Here is a 16,287-nt window from a genome sequence, read left to right on the forward strand (position 1 = left end):
TGCCAGATCCAGACCAATGCGACTAAGGTTCATGCTGACTCCCCCTCCGGGACTTGTGGCTGCACCATTAGTCTGGCGCTTGACGCCGTAGGAGGGAGGAGTCCATTTCATTGCCCTACAGGACTTGCCTTATGTGGGCGGAAGCTCCATGCCTGTGGGCCTCGGAGCCAGGGCGGGCTTCGGCTCTGGCTCCGTAGTGCGGATGACCGCTTAGCGCCGATCCGCCGGCCCAGCGGCGTATCGGCGGATGGCCGAGCGCAAGGTCACGGCACCGCCACGAAGCGCAGATCGCTCGGTGACCCCACCTCGACGCTTTGCAGCGTCTTGCCCACCTGGCCGCTCTGCGGATCGCGGGCGAACACCCGCAACTGGTCGCTGTTCTGGTTGGCCACGAGGACGAAGCGCCCGCCGGGCGAGAAAGCGAATTCGCGCGGCTCGGTGCCTTCCACCGAGCGCCGTTCGACGAAGCGCAACTGGCCGCTGGCCGCGTCGACGGCGAAGGTCACCAGTTGGTTGTCGTCGCCGCGATTGAGCACGCCGAGGAAGCGGCCGTCGGCGGACAGGTGCAGGGCGCCGGCGCCGACTTTGCCCTGGAAGCCGGCAGGCGCCAGGTCGTGGGTCTGCAATTGACGCAGGCGGCCATTGCCCTCATGGGCGAACACCATCACCTGGCCGCTCAGTTCCAGGGTCAGGTAGGCGAAACGCCCGTCGGCGCTGAAGATCAGATGGCGCGGGCCGCTGCCGGGCGGGGTCGGGACGAATGCCGGATCGGCCGCCTGCAGCGGACGTTCGGCCTGTTCCGGGGCGTAGCGGTAGACGAATACCTTGTCGGCGCCGAGGTCGGGGGCGAACAGGTACTGGCCGTCGGGCGAGGACACCACCGAGTGCACATGACCGGAAACCTGGCGCGGATGCACCTTGCTGGCCTGGTGCGACTCCACCTGCACCACCGGCGCCAGCGAGCCGTCCGCGCGCACCGGCAGTACCGCCACCGAACCTTCCGGCTGTACCGAGTAGTTGGCGACGAACAGGTAGCGACCGTCGTGGCTGAGGCTGCTGTAGGTCGGATGATCGCCGAGGGTCTGGACCTGGCTGATCTGTTGCAGGCGGCCGCTGATCGGATCGAAACGGTAGGACGTGGCGCGACCGACGGTATCGCCCTTGCCGCCCCGTCCGTTCTCGTTGACCACGAACAGAGTGCGTTGGTCCGGGGCGAAGGTCAGGTACGAGGGGTTGCTGGTATGGGCCACGCGCAGCGGGCCTTTCACCGAGCCGTCGGCGCCGTCGAAGTGGTATACCTGGATGCCTTCGCTGGAGCCTTCGGTATAGGTCCCCACCAGCAGGTTGTAGAGGCTGGCGGCCTGGGCCTGGGGCGCCACGCCGGTGAGCGGCGCGAGGGCCAGCAGGCAGAGGGTGGGCAGTCTTCTCATGGGCAACTCCTTGGCTCGCTATTGTTCTGATGGCTCGGGGTTGGACCGGAGCCAGGCCGTTGGGTTCGCCCCTGGCCGCTCAGTCGCCGGCCTGGCCCAGCAGGCCGCGCCAGCGTTCGAAGGCGGCGGTCGCGTAGCCTTCGCGCCAGACCAGCCAGGTGTCTACTTCGGCAAGGGGCAGGCTGCGCAGCGGCGGTGTGCCGAGCAGTTGCAGCACCGAGCGCGGCAGCACGCCGACACAGGCGCCGGCGGCGACGCAGGCGAGGATCGCATGGTAGGAGCCGACTTCCTGCACCGTCAGCGGCGCGCCCAGGCTGTCCTCGGCCAGTTGCCGGTAGGTGCAGCCACGGGCGAAGCCGGCCAGGGTGCGCAGGCGCACCTCGGCGACGTCGTGGACCGGCGGGTGTTCGGCCGGCAGGATCATCAGCAGGTCCTCGCGGAACAGCGGCTCGCCGCGCAGGCCGCTGCCATCGAGTTCGCCGGCCCAGCCCGGGCCGGCGGCCACCAGCGCGCAATCCAGGCGCCGCGCCCGCACCCCATCGAACAACGCGCGACTGGTGCCGGTGGAGACTTCCAGGGCGACCCGCGGACAGGCCTTGTGATAGCTCGCCAGCAGCGCCGGCAGGCGGCTGGCCGCGGTGCTTTCCATGCTGCCCAGGCGCAGGCGCCCGCCGGGCTCGGCGGGATGCATCGACTGGCGCGCCTCGTCGGCGAGAGCCAGCAACTGCTCGGCGTAGGCGAGGAACTCGCTGCCGCGTTCGGTCAGGCTCATGCGCTTGCCGTCGCGCAGGAACAGTTCGACGCCCAGGTCCTCCTCGAGCTGGCGGATCCGCGTGGTGACGTTCGACTGCGCTCGCTGCAACTGCTGAGCGGCGCGGGTGACGCTGGCTTCGCGGGCGACCGCGCGGAAGATTTCGAGGGAGGAAAGGTCCATCGATTTATCTCTTTATGAGAATGAATTGTTAAAAATATTCTTTTATGAAGATATATTGGTCAAGCGTCGGCCGACGCGGTGTCGTCCGACCGGGAGAGGGAATCGCCATGACTGACCGCTTCACGCGCCTGCTCGGCATCCAGCAGCCGATCGTCCAGGCACCCATGCTCGGCGTCTCCACGCCGGCGCTGGCCGCCGCCGTATCCAACGCTGGCGGGCTCGGTTCGATCGCCATCACCGGTAGCGCCGCCGAGAAAGGCCGGGCGCTGATCCGCGAGGTGCGCGGGCTGACCGACAAGCCGTTCAATGTCAACCTGTTCTGCCACCGCCCGGGTCAGGCCGACCCGGCCCGCGAGCGCGCCTGGCTGGACTACCTGAAGCCGCTGTTCGCCGAGTTCGGCGCCGAGCCGCCGGCGCGCCTGAACAACATCTACCTGAGCTTCCTCGAAGACCCGACCCTGCTGCCGATGCTGCTGGAAGAGCGGCCGGCGGCGGTCAGCTTCCATTTCGGCGCGCCGCCCCGCGAGCAGGTTCGCGCGTTGCAGGCGGCGGGCATCCGCGTACTGGTCAGTGCCACCACGCCGGAGGAAGCGGCCCTGGTGGAGGCCGCCGGCGCCGATGCGGTGGTCGCCCAGGGCATCGAGGCCGGTGGCCATCGCGGGGTGTTCGAGCCGGAGCGCGGCGACGCCGCCATCGGCACCCTGGCGCTGGTCCGCCTGCTGGCGGCGCGTGGTTCGCTACCGGTGGTCGCCGCCGGCGGGATCATGGACGGACGGGGCATCCGCGCCGCCCTGGAGCTGGGCGCGAGCGCCGTGCAGATGGGCACCGCCTTCGTCCTCTGTCCGGAGTCCTCGGCCAACGCCGCCTACCGCGAGGCGCTGAAGGGGCCGCGCGCGGCGCGCACCGCGCTGACCGTGACCCTGTCCGGGCGCAGCGCCCGCGGCCTGCCCAACCGGTTGTTCTTCGATGCCGCCGCGCCTGGAGTGCCGCCCTTGCCGGACTATCCGTTCGTCTACGACGCGACCAAAGCGTTGCAGACCGCCGCTCTGGCTCGCGGCAACCATGATTTCGCCGCCCAGTGGGCCGGCCAGGGCGCGGCGCTGGCGCGGGAGCTGCCGGCCGCCGAACTGCTGCGCACGCTGGTCGAGGAACTGCGCGGCTGAGGGAGGCCGTTCGCTGCGCGCGACGATGACTGTCTCTGTTCAGTTACCCCTGTGTTGTGCTTTTCTGCCTCCAGCACTGGAACGACAGGTGGAACATGGGACAGGACAAGTTGAAGGTCGCCGTTCTCTTCGGCGGCAGCAGTGAGGAACGGGACGTCTCCATCGCCAGCGGCGCGCAGGTGATCCAGGCGTTGCGCAGCGCCGGCCACCAGGTGCTGGCGGTGGATACCGCCAGCGGCCTGCTCGGCGCGGAGGAAGAGCGCCGCCTGCTGGCGAGCAAGGTCAAGGAGGTCCCGCCGGACTCCGACTCGCTGGCGATCATCCGCAGCGGCAAGCAGAGCCTGCTGAGCGCCGGCGAACTGGCCGGGGTCGACGTGTTCTTCCTCGCCCTGCACGGCGGCACCGGCGAGGACGGCACCCTGCAGGCGCTGCTGGATGCCGGTGGTTTCGCCTATACCGGCAGCGGCCACTTGGCCAGCGCCATGGCGATGGACAAGGACGTGGCCAAGCGCCTGTTCCTCGCCGCCGGGGTGGAGACCGCCAGTTGGCTGATGGCGCCGGCCTCGGAAGAGGCGGTGCGCGAGCAACTGGGCTTCCCCCTGGTGGTCAAGCCGAACAGCCAGGGCTCCACCGTGGGGCTGTCCATCGTGCATTCCCAGGCCGAATTGCAGCCGGCCATCGAGCTGGCCGGGCGCTATGGCGACGAGGTGATGCTGGAGCGCTTCGTCGCCGGCCGCGAGGTCACCGTCGGGGTGCTCGACGACCAGGCGCTGCCGGTGGGTGAGATTCTCCTCGGCGGCCAGGAAGTCTTCGACTACGAACACAAGTACCAGGCCGGCGCGGTGCGCGAGGTGTTTCCCGCCGACCTGCCGCCGGCGATCGCCGCCGAGGCCCAGCGTCTGGCGCTGAAGGTACACCGGGCGCTGAAGCTGAGCGGCTACAGCCGCACCGACTTCCGCCTCGACGAACAGGGCCGGCTCTGGTGTCTGGAGGTCAATACCCTGCCGGGAATGACCGCCACCAGCCTGCTGCCGCAGGCCGCGGCGGCGGCCGGGATCGGGTTCGCCGAACTCTGCGAGCGGATCTGCCGGCTCGGTATCGAGCGCTGCAAGGGCGCGCGCAAGGCGCGTTCCTGATTCCCGCGGCCCGCCGCCGGGGCGGGCCGCGCCTTTCGCTCAGGCCTCGAGGTTCTCGACCCGCTCGAGGGTGTCGTAGAGGCTGTAGCGCTCCTGTTCGTCGCGTCGCACCCGGCCCATGGCGACGCACGGATCATGGGTGAAGACCAGCCGGCCGTTGCGGGCGATGAGGCTGTCCAGCAGGCGTTCCTTTTCCTCGATCAGGCCTTCCGGGAAGCGGTCGTAGCCCATGGTCAGCGGCAGGTGTACCCAGGGTGCGCCGGGGATCAGGTCGCCGCTGAATACCACCGGGCCGTCGGGCATGGCGATCTCCGGGAGCATCTGGCCCGGGGTATGGCCTTCGCTGAAATGGAAACGCCAGCCTTCGCCCAGGTGCGCCGAGCGCTCGCCGTCGTCGAGCAGTTCCAGGCGTCCGCTGGCCTGCAGCAGGTCGAGCAGTTCCGGCACGAACGAGGCGCGGTCGCGCGGGTGCGGCTGGCGCGCGCGCTGCCAGTGGCGGCGGCCGCTGACGAAATGCGCGTTGGGGAACAGCAGGCGCGCCGGCTGGCCTTCTTCCCAGGCGGCGAGCAGGCCGCCGGCGTGGTCGAAGTGCAGGTGGGTGAGCAGCACCACGTCGATGTCGGCGTCGTCCAGGCCGACCGCGGCGAGGCTGTCGAGCAGTACGTGGCGCTCTTCCTGGACGCCGTAGCGCTGGCGCAGGGCGGGCGGGAAGAACGCGCCGATGCCGGTCTCCACCAGTACGTTGCGCTCGCCGTCGCGCACCAGCAGGGCGCGGCAGCCGAGGTCGATGCGGTTCTCCGCATCGGGCTGCATCCAGCGTGACCAGAGCGCGCGCGGGGCATTGCCGAACATGGCGCCGCCGTCGAGTTTCTGGCTGTTGCCGAGGAGGGTGGTGAGGGTTCGCATGGATATGTCCTTGTTCCTGGTCTAGCGAATAACCGGCGGTTGCGTCGTTTTTCAAGAATGCCTGGCCGGCTTCCCGGGCGTCGTAGGGCGAATAACCGCTTCGCGGTTATTCGCCGTTATCGCGGGCTGTCGGCGGACAGCGCGTTGCATGCTGTCCCGGAAAAAACACGCGGCCCACGGGCCGCGCGACAACGCTCGACGGAAGCTTCAGAACTGTTCCGCCTCCAGGCCGTACAGGCTTTCGCTGCCGGCTTCGACGGCGGCGGCGAGGGAGTGCACGCGGGGCAGGATGCGGGCGAAGTAGAAGCGCGCGGTGGCCAGCTTGCCGTCGTGGAACGCCGGGTCGGCCTCGCGCTGGCGCAGCGCGGCGGCGGCCATGCGCGCCCAGAGGTAGGCGTAGGCGGTATAGCCGAACAGATGCAGGTATTCCACCGAGGCTGCGCCGATCTCGCGCGGGTCGTTGCCGGCGCGGGCGACGATGCTCTGGGTGAGGTTGTCCAGCAGGTCCAGGGCGGTCAGCAGCGGGGTGACGAACTCCGCCAGTTCGGCGTTGGCGCCGGCGGCGAAGGCTCGCACCTCGCGGCTGAAGATGGAGAGGAACAGCCCGCCGTTGGCGACCACCTTGCGGCCCATCAGGTCGAGCGCCTGGATGCCGTTGGTGCCTTCGTAGATCTGCGCGATGCGCACGTCGCGCACCAGTTGCTCCTGGCCCCATTCGCGGATGTAGCCGTGGCCGCCGAACACCTGCTGGCCGAGCACGCAGCTCTCCAGGCCGGTATCGGTGAAGAAGGCCTTGGCCACCGGGGTCAACAGGGCCACCAGGGCTTCGGCCTGGCTGCGTTCTTCCTGGTCCTCGGCGTACTTGGCCAGGTCGAGCTGCTGCCCGACATAGGTGGAAAAGGCGCGGCCGCCCTCGGTCAGCGCCTTCATGGTGAGCAGCATGCGGCGCACGTCGGGGTGCACGATGATCGGGTCGGCGGCCTTGTCCCTGGCCACCGGGCCGGTCGGCGCGCGGCTTTGCAGGCGTTCGCGGGCGTAGGCGACGGCGCTCTGGTAGGACATCTCGGCGCAGCCGATGCCCTGGATGCCGATGGACAGGCGCTCGTAGTTCATCATGGTGAACATCGCCGCCAGGCCCTTGTTGACTTCGCCGACCAGCCAGCCACTGGCGCCGTCGAAGTTCATCACGCAGGTGGCCGAGGCCTTGATCCCCATCTTGTGCTCGATGGAGCCGCAGTGCACCGCGTTGCGTGCGCCGAGCGCGCCGTCGTCGCCGACCAGGAACTTCGGCACCAGGAACAGCGAGATGCCGCGCGAACCGGCCGGCGCGTCGGGCAGCTTGGCCAGCACCAGGTGAATGATGTTCTCGGTGAGGTCCTGTTCGCCGCCGGTGATGAAGATCTTCGTCCCGCTGATCCTGTAGGAACCGTCGGCCTGCGGTTCGGCCTTGGTGCGGATGATGCCCAGGTCGGTGCCGGCGTGCGGTTCGGTCAGGCACATGGAGCCGGCCCAGGTGCCGGCGTACATGTTCGGCAGGTACCTGTTCTTCAGCTCCTCGCTGCCGTGCGCATCGAGGGCCAGGCAGGCGCCGGCGGAAAGGGTCGAGTAGAGGCTGAAGCTGGCGTTGGCCGCGTACATCATCTCCTCGAACTGCACCGCCAGCATCTTCGGCATGCCCATGCCGCCATGGGCCGGATTGCCGGTGAGGCCGACCCAGCCGCCCTCGGCGTAGGTCGCGTAGGCCTCGCGGAAGCCGGCCGGGGTGCGCACGGCGCCGTCCTGCCACTGCGCGCCTTCTTCGTCGCCGCTGCGGTTGAGCGGCGCGAGCAGGCCGCCGGTGACCTTGGCCGCTTCCTCGAGGATGGCGTCGGCGGTGTCGGCGTCGATCCGCTCGGCCAGTCGCGGCAGGCGCTGCCACAGGGCGGGGGCGTCGAACACGTCGTTGAGCAGGAAGCGCATGTCGCGCAGCGGGGCGTTGTATTCAGGCATTGCACACCTCGTCGGTGAACGGCCGGCGGGACGGCCGCAGGTACAGGGTTGCCCGTGCGCATCCTGCCTACGGCCGCCGTGGCACGGCCGCTGCACGGGCAATTCGGCTGGCGGCGCTCAGAGGGCGGCGGCCCACTCGCGCAGCACGTATTTCTGGATCTTGCCGGTGGAGGTCTTCGGCAGTTCCGAGAACACCACGGTACGCGGAATCTTGAACGCGGCCAGGTGTTCGCGACAGAACGCGACGATCTCGCTCTCGGCGAGCCCCTGATGATCGCTCTTCAGGGTAATGAACGCACAGGGCGTTTCCCCCCACTTTTCGTCGGGCCGTGCCACCACCGCCGCCTCCAGCACCGCCGGGTGGCGGTAGAGCACGCCCTCCAGTTCGATGGTGGAGATGTTTTCGCCGCCGGAGATGATGATGTCCTTGAGCCGGTCGCGGATCTCGATGTAGCCGTCCGGATGGCAGACCGCCAGGTCGCCGGTATGGAACCAGCCGCCGGCGAAGGCTTCCTCGGTGGCGCTGGGGTTCTTCAGGTAGCCCTTCATCACGGTGTTGCCGCGCATGAAGATCTCGCCGATGGACTGGCCGTCGCGCGGCACCGGCTCGAGGGTCTTCGGGTCGGCCACCATCACCCCTTCGAGGGTCGGGTAGCGCACGCCCTGGCGCGACTTGATCGCGGCGCGTCGCTCCAGCGGCAGTTCGTCCCACTCGCCGTGCCAGGCGCAGACCGTGACCGGGCCGTAGACCTCGGTGAGGCCGTAGACATGGGTGACGCGGATGCCCATCTCTTCCACCGCGCCGATCACCTTGGCCGGTGGCGCGGCGCCGGCGACCATGGCATGCACCGGGTGGTCGATGGCGGCCTTGGCCGAGTCGGGCATGTTGATCAGGGCGTTGAGCACGATGGGCGCGCCGCACAGGTGGCTGACCTGGTGCTCGCGGATCAGGGTGAGGACCTTTTGCGGATCGACCCGCCGCAGGCAGACGTGGACGCCGGCCAGCGCGGTCACCGTCCACGGATAGCACCAGCCGTTGCAGTGGAACATCGGCAGGGTCCAGAGGTACACCGGGTGCTGGCCCATGGACCAGGTCATCTGGTTGCCCAGCGCGTTCAGGTAGGCGCCGCGGTGATGGTAGACCACGCCCTTGGGGTTGCCGGTGGTGCCCGAGGTGTAGTTCAGCGAGATCGCCTGCCACTCGTCCCGGGGCCATTCCCAGGCGAACTGCGGGTCGCCCTCGGCGAGCAGCGCCTCGTAGTCCAGTTCGCCAACCGGGCGGCCTTCGCCATACTCGGGGTCGTTGACGTCGACCACCAGCGGCGGGTGGTCGAGCATGCCGATGGCGGCATGGATCACCTCGTGGAATTCGTAGTCGGTGATCAGCACCTTGGCTTCGCCGTGTTGCAGCATGAAGGCGATGGCTTCGGCGTCGAGGCGTACGTTGAGGGTGTTCAGCACCGCGCCGATCATCGGCACGCCATAGTGCGCCTCGAGCATCTCGGGGATGTTCGGCAGCATCACCGCCACCGTGTCGCCCTGGCCGATGCCGCGCCCGGCCAGGGCCGAGGCCAGGCGTCGGCAGCGTTGGTAGGTCTGCGCCCAGTCGCGGCGGATGTTGCCGTGGATCACCGCGGGGTAGTGCGGATAGACGCTGGCGGTGCGCTCGATGAAGCTCAGCGGCGTCAGGGCGATGTGGTTGACGGCGGCGGGCGCGAGACCCTGTTCGAAGATCGACATGAAGAGTACCCCGTGGCTGATTGTTAGCTCTGTTCTGGGTAAGGGTCACGATCTGCCGCGCGCGGAGAGACTGCGTCGAAAACGGCTGGTTTCTCTGGCTCGGCAGATCGTGAACAGCTTCCAAGGACCAGGCGAAGCGCTCCTTGGGTTGGGGCGATTTATAGCAACGATGAAAAATATATGGAAGTTAAACCATAAGCTTATAGTATAAATACCATATAAGTTCCCAGGATCATCTTCCGCCCATGAGTCCGCTTCCCGCTTCGCCTGCCCTCAACAGCCTCCTGCGCCTGCTGCGCGAGGGCGCGCCGCTGGTCGAGCGGGTCGGTGCGCTGCGCCGCTTGCTGCTCGAACATCCGGGCACGCGCCAGGCCTGGTACCTGGCCTGGCAGCCGCAGGCGCAGACCTATACCCCGGTGCCGCCGTCGCCGGCGCTGCCGCCGGGCGCCGGCGAGCCGAACCGGGCCAGCGACCTGGCGTTGCGCGAGCGCCTGGCGCGCGACGGCCGGCTGGCGCTGGACGAATTGCGGCGTTCCGCGTCCTGGCTCGGCGCGCGCTTGCGGCGTGCCGGCGTGGAGCATGGCATGGCCTTCGCCCTCGACCTGCAGGCCGGCGACGAAGGCCTGCTGCTGGTGGCCAGCGATACGCCGCAGAGCGCCGCGCTGGACTGGCTCGGCCTGCTCCTCGCACCGTTGCTCGCCGCCGCCCGTGGCGTCACCCGCGCCGCGCCGTTCCTCGCCGCCGACCCGCAGCCGGCGCTGCTGCTCGACGGCGAGGCGCAGGCGGTGGAATTCAACCAGGCCTTCCTTGCCTTGCTTGGCGAGCGGCCGCGCGAGGCCTGGCGCGCTTACCTCCCGGCCAACCATGGGCAACTGGTGCGCGCCAGCCTGGGGCAGGCGCGGGCCCTCGGCGAGGTGGAGGCGGAGTGCGACGGACGCATCCTGCTCTGGCAGTTCATTCCCGACAGCGCCGAGGCCCGGGTGCTGGCGCGCTGCCGCGACGCCACCGCCAGCCTGCGCGGCGAGCGCGAGGCGGCGCGGGCCAGCCGGCTGTACCGGCTGATCACCGAGAACACCACCGACCTGATTTCCCGGCATACCCTCGACGGCGTTTTCCTCGACGCCTCGCCGGCCTCCTGGACCCTGCTCGGCTACTGGCCGGAGGAACTGCGCGGGCGACCGGCGCAGGCGCTGTTCCATCCCCAGGATCGCGGCCAGGTGGCGCTGCGCGCGCGCGAAGCGCTGGAGCAGGACGGCTACCTGACCATCACCTACCGTATCCGCCACCGCGACGGCCGCTACCGCTGGTTCGAGACCGCCAGCCGGGCGATCCGCGAGACCTACACCGGGGCGGTGGTGGAGGTGGTCAGCGTGTCCCGCGATGTCACCCGGCGGGTCGAGGCGGAGGAGAACCGCCGGCGTCTGGCCGAAGTGGTCGAGGCGAACACCGACCTGGTGCTGTTCGTCGAGCATGGCGGCCGCGTCACCTACCTCAATCCTTCGGCACGCGCCGCCCTCGGCATCGCCGACGGGCAGGAGGCGCCGGCGCTGGAACGCCTGCTGGCCGGCGACACCCCGGCGCGGCTGGCCGAGGAGGGTTGGCGACAGGCGCGCGATGGCGGCGTGTGGAGCCGCGAGGGGCGCCTGCAACCGCAGGACGGGCGTCCGTCGCTGCCGGTCTCGCTGGTGTTGCTGGCCCATCGCGGCCGCGGCGAGGAACGCTATTACTCGCTGGTGGCCCGCGACATGACCGAACGCGAACTGCGCGAGGCCCAGCAACGCCGTCACCAGGACGAACTGGCGCACACCGCGAGGCTGGTCACTCTCGGCGAACTGGCCTCGGGCATCGCCCACGAGATCAACCAGCCGCTGGCGGCGGTGATGAACTACGCCAGCGCCAGCCAGCGTTACCTGGCCGTCCTCGGCAGCCAGCCCGAGGCCGCCGGGCGGGTGGCCGAGGGGCTGGCGCGGATCGGCGAGCACGCCGGCCACGCGGCGGAGGTGATCAAGCGCCTGCGCGCCTTCCTGCGCAAGGGCCAGCGGCGCCTGCAGGCGCTCGACCTCAACCAGGTGGCACGCGAGGCCATCGGCCTCTGCGCCTGGGAAGCCGGGCACTGGCAAGTGGCGGTGGAAGAAGCGATGACCGACAATCCGCCGCCGCTGTATGCCGACCGCGTGCTGCTCGAACAGGTGTTCCTCAATCTGCTGCGCAACGCCATCGAAGCCAACCGCGAGGCGCATCCCGGCTCGCCGTCGCGGGTCGTCATCGGTAGCCGCGTCGAGCCCGGCGGGCTGCTCTGCCTGTGGGTTCGCGACCAGGGACCGGGAGTGCCGGCGGATCAGCTGGAACACATTTTCACGCCGTTCCACACCAGCAAGCCGGAAGGGCTGGGCCTGGGCCTGTCGATGAGCCGCAGCATCGTCGAGGGCTTCGGCGGTACCCTCGAAGCCGAGCTGCCGGTGGATGGCGGGTTGCTCATGAACTGCCGGCTGCCGCTCGCCGCCGGCGCCACGGGAGGTTAAGGATGGCTATGCCTGACGAAGCGCTGGTCTACGTGGTCGACGACGACCAGGGCATGCTCGAATCGACGGTCTGGCTGCTGGAATCGGTCGGCCTCAGGGCGCGGCCCTTCACCCAGGGCCGGGACTTCCTCGACGCCTGCGAGGGCGGCCGCCATGCCTGCGTCCTGCTCGACGTGCGGATGCCCGGCATGGGCGGGCTGAACGTGCAGGACGAACTGCTGGCGCGCGGCATCGACCTGCCGGTGATCTTCGTCAGCGGCCATGCCGACGTGCCCATCGTGGTGCGCGCCTTCAAGGCCGGTGCGGTGGATTTCATCGAGAAACCCTACAACGAACAATTGCTGCTCGACAGCGTGCAGCAGGCCCTCGATCGCCACGCCCGTCGGCGCCGGCACCGCGATCTCGACGCCGGGTTGCGCGAACGCCTGGACAGCCTCACCCCGCGCGAGCGCGACGTGCTCTTGCCGCTGGTGCGCGGCTATACCAGCCGCGAGGTGGCCGAGCAACTGGAAGTCAGCGTGAAGACCGTCGACCTCTACCGCGCGCGGGTGATGAAGCGCATGCAGGCCCAGACCCTGCCGGAGCTGGTGGGCATGGCCATCGCCGCCGGGCTGGTGGACCCGCTGCGCTTGCGCGAGGACGCCTGAGGGCTCAGCCGCGCGGAGCCTCCAGGGACGGCGACCGCACCGGCTGGTAGGAACGCTCGCCGCCCAGCGCTTCCGGCGCCCGGCTGCTGCCCTGCAGGGCGGTGTCGAAGACCCCGGCGAAGCGCTGGCGATCCTCCAGGCTGGTGGCCAGCGCATGGCCATAGGAGACGATCGCCTGGTTCACCGGGAAGCGCTCGGCCTGGTAGCCGGCCAGGGCATCCTCCAGCGCGCAGGCGTCGCGCAAGGCCAGGTCGAGGGCGTCGGCCAGGGCGCTGGCGTCCTCGATGGCCAGGTTCATGCCCTGGCCGGTGATCGGATGCACGTTGTGGATGGCGTCGCCGAGCATCGCCACGTTGTCCGCCCAGTAGCGGTCCAGGTTCAGGTAGCCGATGGGGATGCCCTTGAAGCGCGAAGTGCCGGTGACGGCGGCGATCGCCTCGGCGCTCTCGTCGCCGACGAAGCGTTGCAGGCGCCGGCGCAGCGACTCGCCGCGGGTGTCGGCCATCAGCTCGCGCGACTCCTCCCTGGGGAAGCTCACCACCAGTCGCGCGCGGTCGAAACCGATCGGATAGAAGTAGGCCAGCCCGCCCTGCGCGTCCACGTACAGGCGGTTGCGCTCGGCCACGCAGGGCGCCAGGGCGAAGGTGCCGACCAGCATCGGCGACGGGTAGGGGCGGCGTTCCACCTCGATATCGAGCAGCCGGCGGCGCACGTAGGAGGCGATACCGTCGGCGCCCACCACCACCCGCGGGCGCAGCACGCGGCCGTCGTTCAGGCGCACCTGGTCGATCGCGTGGCGCTCGTCGCGCTGCACCGCTTCGATGCGGGTCTCGAACAGCATCTCGACGGTCGCTTCGCCGTCGATCTTTTCCAGTACCAGGCGGCGCAGCGACTCGCAGGGCATGAGGATGAAATAGCCGCGCGCGTCGACGCTGGAATAGTTGAAATAGCGAAGCAGCTCGCCGTCGTGATAGACCTCCAGCTCATGGCGGACCCGCCCGCCGCGACGGGTCACCTCGGCCAACAACCCGGCCGCCTCGACCACCCGGATGCCGGCTGGCTTGAGCAGGTCGGCGCCGTTGATCGCGCGTTCGCGCCGTGCCTGCTCCACTACCACCACGCGGTGGCCCTGGCGGCCGAGCAGGTAGGCGAGCATCGCCCCGCCGATGCCGCAGCCGTTGATCAGTACATCGATATGGTTGTCCGTCATGGATGAGTCTCCGTGTCGTTCCTGGCGGAAAAGGGAAGGGTGGAGGCAGCAGCATAGCGACGGAACGTTATGCAGAATGGGTGTTATCTGCACTTGGTCGCCTGTCCGGCCCGGTTGTCCGGTCTCGCCGCCAGGCGGGAGTGCCGGCCCTTGCGGGCCGGACAGCTTCAGGAAGCGTCGATCCAGATGGTCTTCAACTCGGTGTACTGGTCGTGTGCCCAGACCGACTTGTCGCGACCGCCGAAGCCTGACTCCTTGTAGCCGCCGAAGGGCGTCGAGGCGTCGCCCTCGCCGAAGCAGTTGACGGTGACGATCCCCGCGCGGATCTCCCGCGACAGGCGCAGTGCGTGGCGCAGGCTGCCGGTGTAGGCCGAGGCGGCGAGGCCGTAGACGGTGTCGTTGGCCAGGGCGATGGCTTCGTCGATGTCGTCGAAAGAGGTGACCGAGAGCAGCGGGCCGAAGATTTCCTCGCGGAACAGCCGGCTGTGCGGCGAGACGCCATCGACCACGGTCGGCTCGACGAAGATGCCAGCCTCGGTGGCGCCGCCGAAGCGCACCGCCAACCGCTCCGTCCTGGCCTGGTCGAGGTACGCGCGGACCTTCTCGAAGTGCGCCGGGCTGACCAGCGCGCCGAGGCGATTACGCGGATCCAGCGGGTCGCCCATGCGCCACTCGCGGAGCTGCGCGCCGATGCGTTCGAGCAGTGCCTCGCGGACCTCGGCGTGGACGATCAGCCGCGAGGACGCCGAGCAGTTCTCGCCCATGTTCCAGAACGCGCCGTTGACCACGTGTTGCGCCACCAGGTCGAGGTCCTCGACATCGTTCATCACCACCGCCGGGTTCTTGCCGCCGCACTCCAGTACCACCCGCTTGAGGTTGGACTCGGCGGCGTACTTGAGGAACAGGCGGCCGGTCGCGGTGGAGCCGGTGAAGCTGACCATCGCCACGTCCGGGTGGCGGCCCAGCGGTTCGCCGGCCTCGCGGCCGCCGCCGGGGACCACGTTGAACACCCCGGCGGGGATCCCCGCCTGGCTGGCCAGTTCGGCGACGCGCAGGGCGGTCAGGCTGGTCTCGGGGGCCGGCTTGACCACTACGGAGCAGCCTGCCGCCAGCGCCGGGCCGATCTTCCAGGCGAGCATCAGCAGCGGGAAGTTCCACGGCAGCACCAGGCCGACCACGCCGATCGGCTCGCGCACCACCATGGCCAGCGCCGCCGAACCGACCGGGGCGGTGCTGTCGTAGATCTTGTCGATCAGTTCGGCATGCCAGCGCAGGGTATTGATGGTTTCCGGCAGGTCGGTGTGCTGGCATTCGCGGATCGGCTTGCCGCTGTCGAGGCTCTCCATCACCGCCAGGTCCAGCAGGTGCTCTTCCAGCAGCTCGGCCAGGCGCAGCAGCGCCGCCTTGCGCTCGGCGGGCGTGCGCGAGCGCCAGCGGCCGTCCTCGAACGCCCGCCGCGCGCTGGCCACGGCGTGCCCGACGTCCTCCGCGTCGCAGGCGGCGACCTGCGCCAGCAGCTCGCCGGTGGCCGGGTTGGTCGAGGCGAAGGTGCGGCCGCCGCAGGCATCGCGGAACCCTCCGTCGATGAAGGCGCGCTGGGGAAGGTCCAGCGTCGCGGCGATGGCCGCGTATTCCTCCCGGCTCAGCAGCTCAGTCATGGCGGCCACCCTCGACGATCCGCGCGACCTCGCCCTTGAGCCTGGCGACGATCTCCGCCAGTGCCGCCTTGCCGGCCTCGTCCAGCGCCTTCAGCGGCGCACGTACGCCGCCGGCGCGCAGGCCGGCCAGCTCGCAGCCGTGCTTGATCGACTGGACGAAGTGACCGCTTTCGAGAAAGTCCATCAGCGGCATCATCGCCGCCATGATGCGCCGGCCCTTGGCGAAGTCGTTCTCGACCACGCAGGCCTGGTACAGGGCGAGGTGTTCGCCAGGGATGAAGTTGGAGCCGGCGCAGACCCAACTGCGCGCGCCCCAGGCGAAGAACTCCAAGGCCTGGTCGTCCCAGCCGCAGGACAAGGCGATCCGCGGGTGGCGGCAGGCCAGGCGGTGCAATTGCGCGGTGGAGCCGGAGCTTTCCTTGATCGCGACGATGTTGCGGCAGCCGGCGACGGCGGCGAAGAACGCCTCGTCCATCTCCACGCCCATCCGCGCCGGATAGTTGTAGAGCATGATCGGCAGGCCGGCGGCGCGGTCCACCGCCAGCACGTGCTCGGCGATCTCCCGCGAGGTCGGCAGCGCGTAGGGCGGCGAGCCGACCAGGATGGCGTCGGCGCCGATGGCGCGGGCGGCTTCGGCGTAGGCCAGCGAGTCCTCGGTGCGGATCGCGCCGGTTCCCACCACCAGCGGCAGGCGCCCGGCGATGACTTTGCTGGCGTGGGCGGCGAGGGCCAGGCGTTCCTCGGCGGTGTGCGCGTAGTACTCGCCGGTGGAGCCGCCGATCACGATGCCGTGCACCTTCGACTCGACGAGAAACTCCAGGACCTCGGCGAAGGCTTGGGTGTCGATGCTGCCGTCGGCGCTCAGCGGGGTGATGGCGGGGGTATAGATACCTTCGAATTTCACGGGGTTTCCTCCTGTGGGATGCTGGGCCGCGGCGCACCCGGCGGACGC

The 16,287-nt window shown here is 69.5% G+C and carries 12 protein-coding genes; 4 read left to right on the forward strand and 8 right to left on the reverse strand.

Going from position 1 to position 16,287, the window contains the following annotated elements; genetic code table 11:
- Positions 1-263 precede the first annotated feature (263 nt).
- Positions 264-1,430, reverse strand: coding sequence for a gluconolactonase PpgL (ppgL, locus tag AC4OR5_RS29235; protein ID WP_058160479.1), 1,167 nt, complete (start codon positions 1,428-1,430; stop codon positions 264-266).
- Between the two features lie 79 nt (positions 1,431-1,509).
- Positions 1,510-2,364: a LysR family transcriptional regulator NmoR gene (gene nmoR / locus AC4OR5_RS29240; RefSeq protein ID WP_058160480.1), complete on the reverse strand. Its 855-nt coding sequence runs from the start codon at positions 2,362-2,364 to the stop codon at positions 1,510-1,512.
- Between the two features lie 107 nt (positions 2,365-2,471).
- Between nmoR and nmoA the strand changes: the two genes are divergently transcribed.
- Both nmoA and AC4OR5_RS29250 read left to right on the forward strand, forming a co-directional pair.
- Positions 2,472-3,527 carry a nitronate monooxygenase gene (gene nmoA, locus AC4OR5_RS29245; protein ID WP_058160481.1) on the forward strand — a complete coding sequence of 352 codons (1,056 nt, stop codon included), beginning with the start codon at positions 2,472-2,474 and terminating at the stop codon, positions 3,525-3,527.
- Positions 3,528-3,622: 95 nt separating this feature from the next.
- On the forward strand, positions 3,623-4,663 hold the full coding sequence (locus AC4OR5_RS29250) for a D-alanine--D-alanine ligase (RefSeq protein WP_003093601.1): 1,041 nt from the start codon (positions 3,623-3,625) through the stop codon (positions 4,661-4,663).
- A 39-nt stretch (positions 4,664-4,702) separates the two neighbouring features.
- On the opposite strand, the gene AC4OR5_RS29255 is transcribed toward AC4OR5_RS29250, so the two are convergent.
- The 3 genes from AC4OR5_RS29255 to AC4OR5_RS29265 all read right to left on the reverse strand — a co-directional run bounded on the left by AC4OR5_RS29255 (position 4,703) and on the right by AC4OR5_RS29265 (position 9,298).
- Entirely contained in the window at positions 4,703-5,569 is an 867-nt protein-coding gene (locus tag AC4OR5_RS29255; RefSeq protein ID WP_003093600.1) for an MBL fold metallo-hydrolase, read from the reverse strand.
- 207 nt (positions 5,570-5,776) lie between these two features.
- Entirely contained in the window at positions 5,777-7,558 is a 1,782-nt protein-coding gene (locus AC4OR5_RS29260; RefSeq protein ID WP_058160482.1) for an acyl-CoA dehydrogenase C-terminal domain-containing protein, read from the reverse strand.
- Between the two features lie 117 nt (positions 7,559-7,675).
- The gene (locus AC4OR5_RS29265; RefSeq protein WP_003137504.1) at positions 7,676-9,298 is read right to left on the reverse strand and encodes an acyl-CoA synthetase; all 1,623 of its coding nucleotides are present in this window, start codon (positions 9,296-9,298) and stop codon (positions 7,676-7,678) included.
- Positions 9,299-9,543: 245 nt separating this feature from the next.
- On the opposite strand from AC4OR5_RS29265, the gene bfiS reads away from it, so the two are divergent.
- Positions 9,544-11,820 carry a two-component system sensor histidine kinase BfiS gene (bfiS, locus tag AC4OR5_RS29270; protein ID WP_058160483.1) on the forward strand — a complete coding sequence of 759 codons (2,277 nt, stop codon included), beginning with the start codon at positions 9,544-9,546 and terminating at the stop codon, positions 11,818-11,820.
- Between the two features lie 2 nt (positions 11,821-11,822).
- Complete coding sequence (gene bfiR, locus AC4OR5_RS29275) at positions 11,823-12,467, forward strand: two-component system response regulator BfiR (RefSeq protein WP_023125239.1); 645 nt, start codon at positions 11,823-11,825, stop codon at positions 12,465-12,467.
- Between the two features lie 4 nt (positions 12,468-12,471).
- Here bfiR and pqsL read toward each other — a convergent pair whose 3' ends face one another.
- The 3 genes from pqsL to AC4OR5_RS29290 all read right to left on the reverse strand — a co-directional run bounded on the left by pqsL (position 12,472) and on the right by AC4OR5_RS29290 (position 16,239).
- Complete coding sequence (gene pqsL / locus AC4OR5_RS29280; protein ID WP_021265310.1) at positions 12,472-13,677, reverse strand: FAD-dependent monooxygenase PqsL; 1,206 nt, start codon at positions 13,675-13,677, stop codon at positions 12,472-12,474.
- 167 nt (positions 13,678-13,844) lie between these two features.
- Positions 13,845-15,335, reverse strand: coding sequence for an aldehyde dehydrogenase (locus AC4OR5_RS29285; RefSeq protein ID WP_058160494.1), 1,491 nt, complete (start codon positions 15,333-15,335; stop codon positions 13,845-13,847).
- Complete coding sequence (locus AC4OR5_RS29290; protein ID WP_017001523.1) at positions 15,328-16,239, reverse strand: dihydrodipicolinate synthase family protein; 912 nt, start codon at positions 16,237-16,239, stop codon at positions 15,328-15,330. The genes AC4OR5_RS29285 and AC4OR5_RS29290 overlap by 8 nt, the downstream gene beginning before the upstream one ends.
- Positions 16,240-16,287: the final 48 nt, after the last annotated feature.

The sequence above is a fragment of the Pseudomonas sp. YA1 genome, assembly GCF_058680555.1.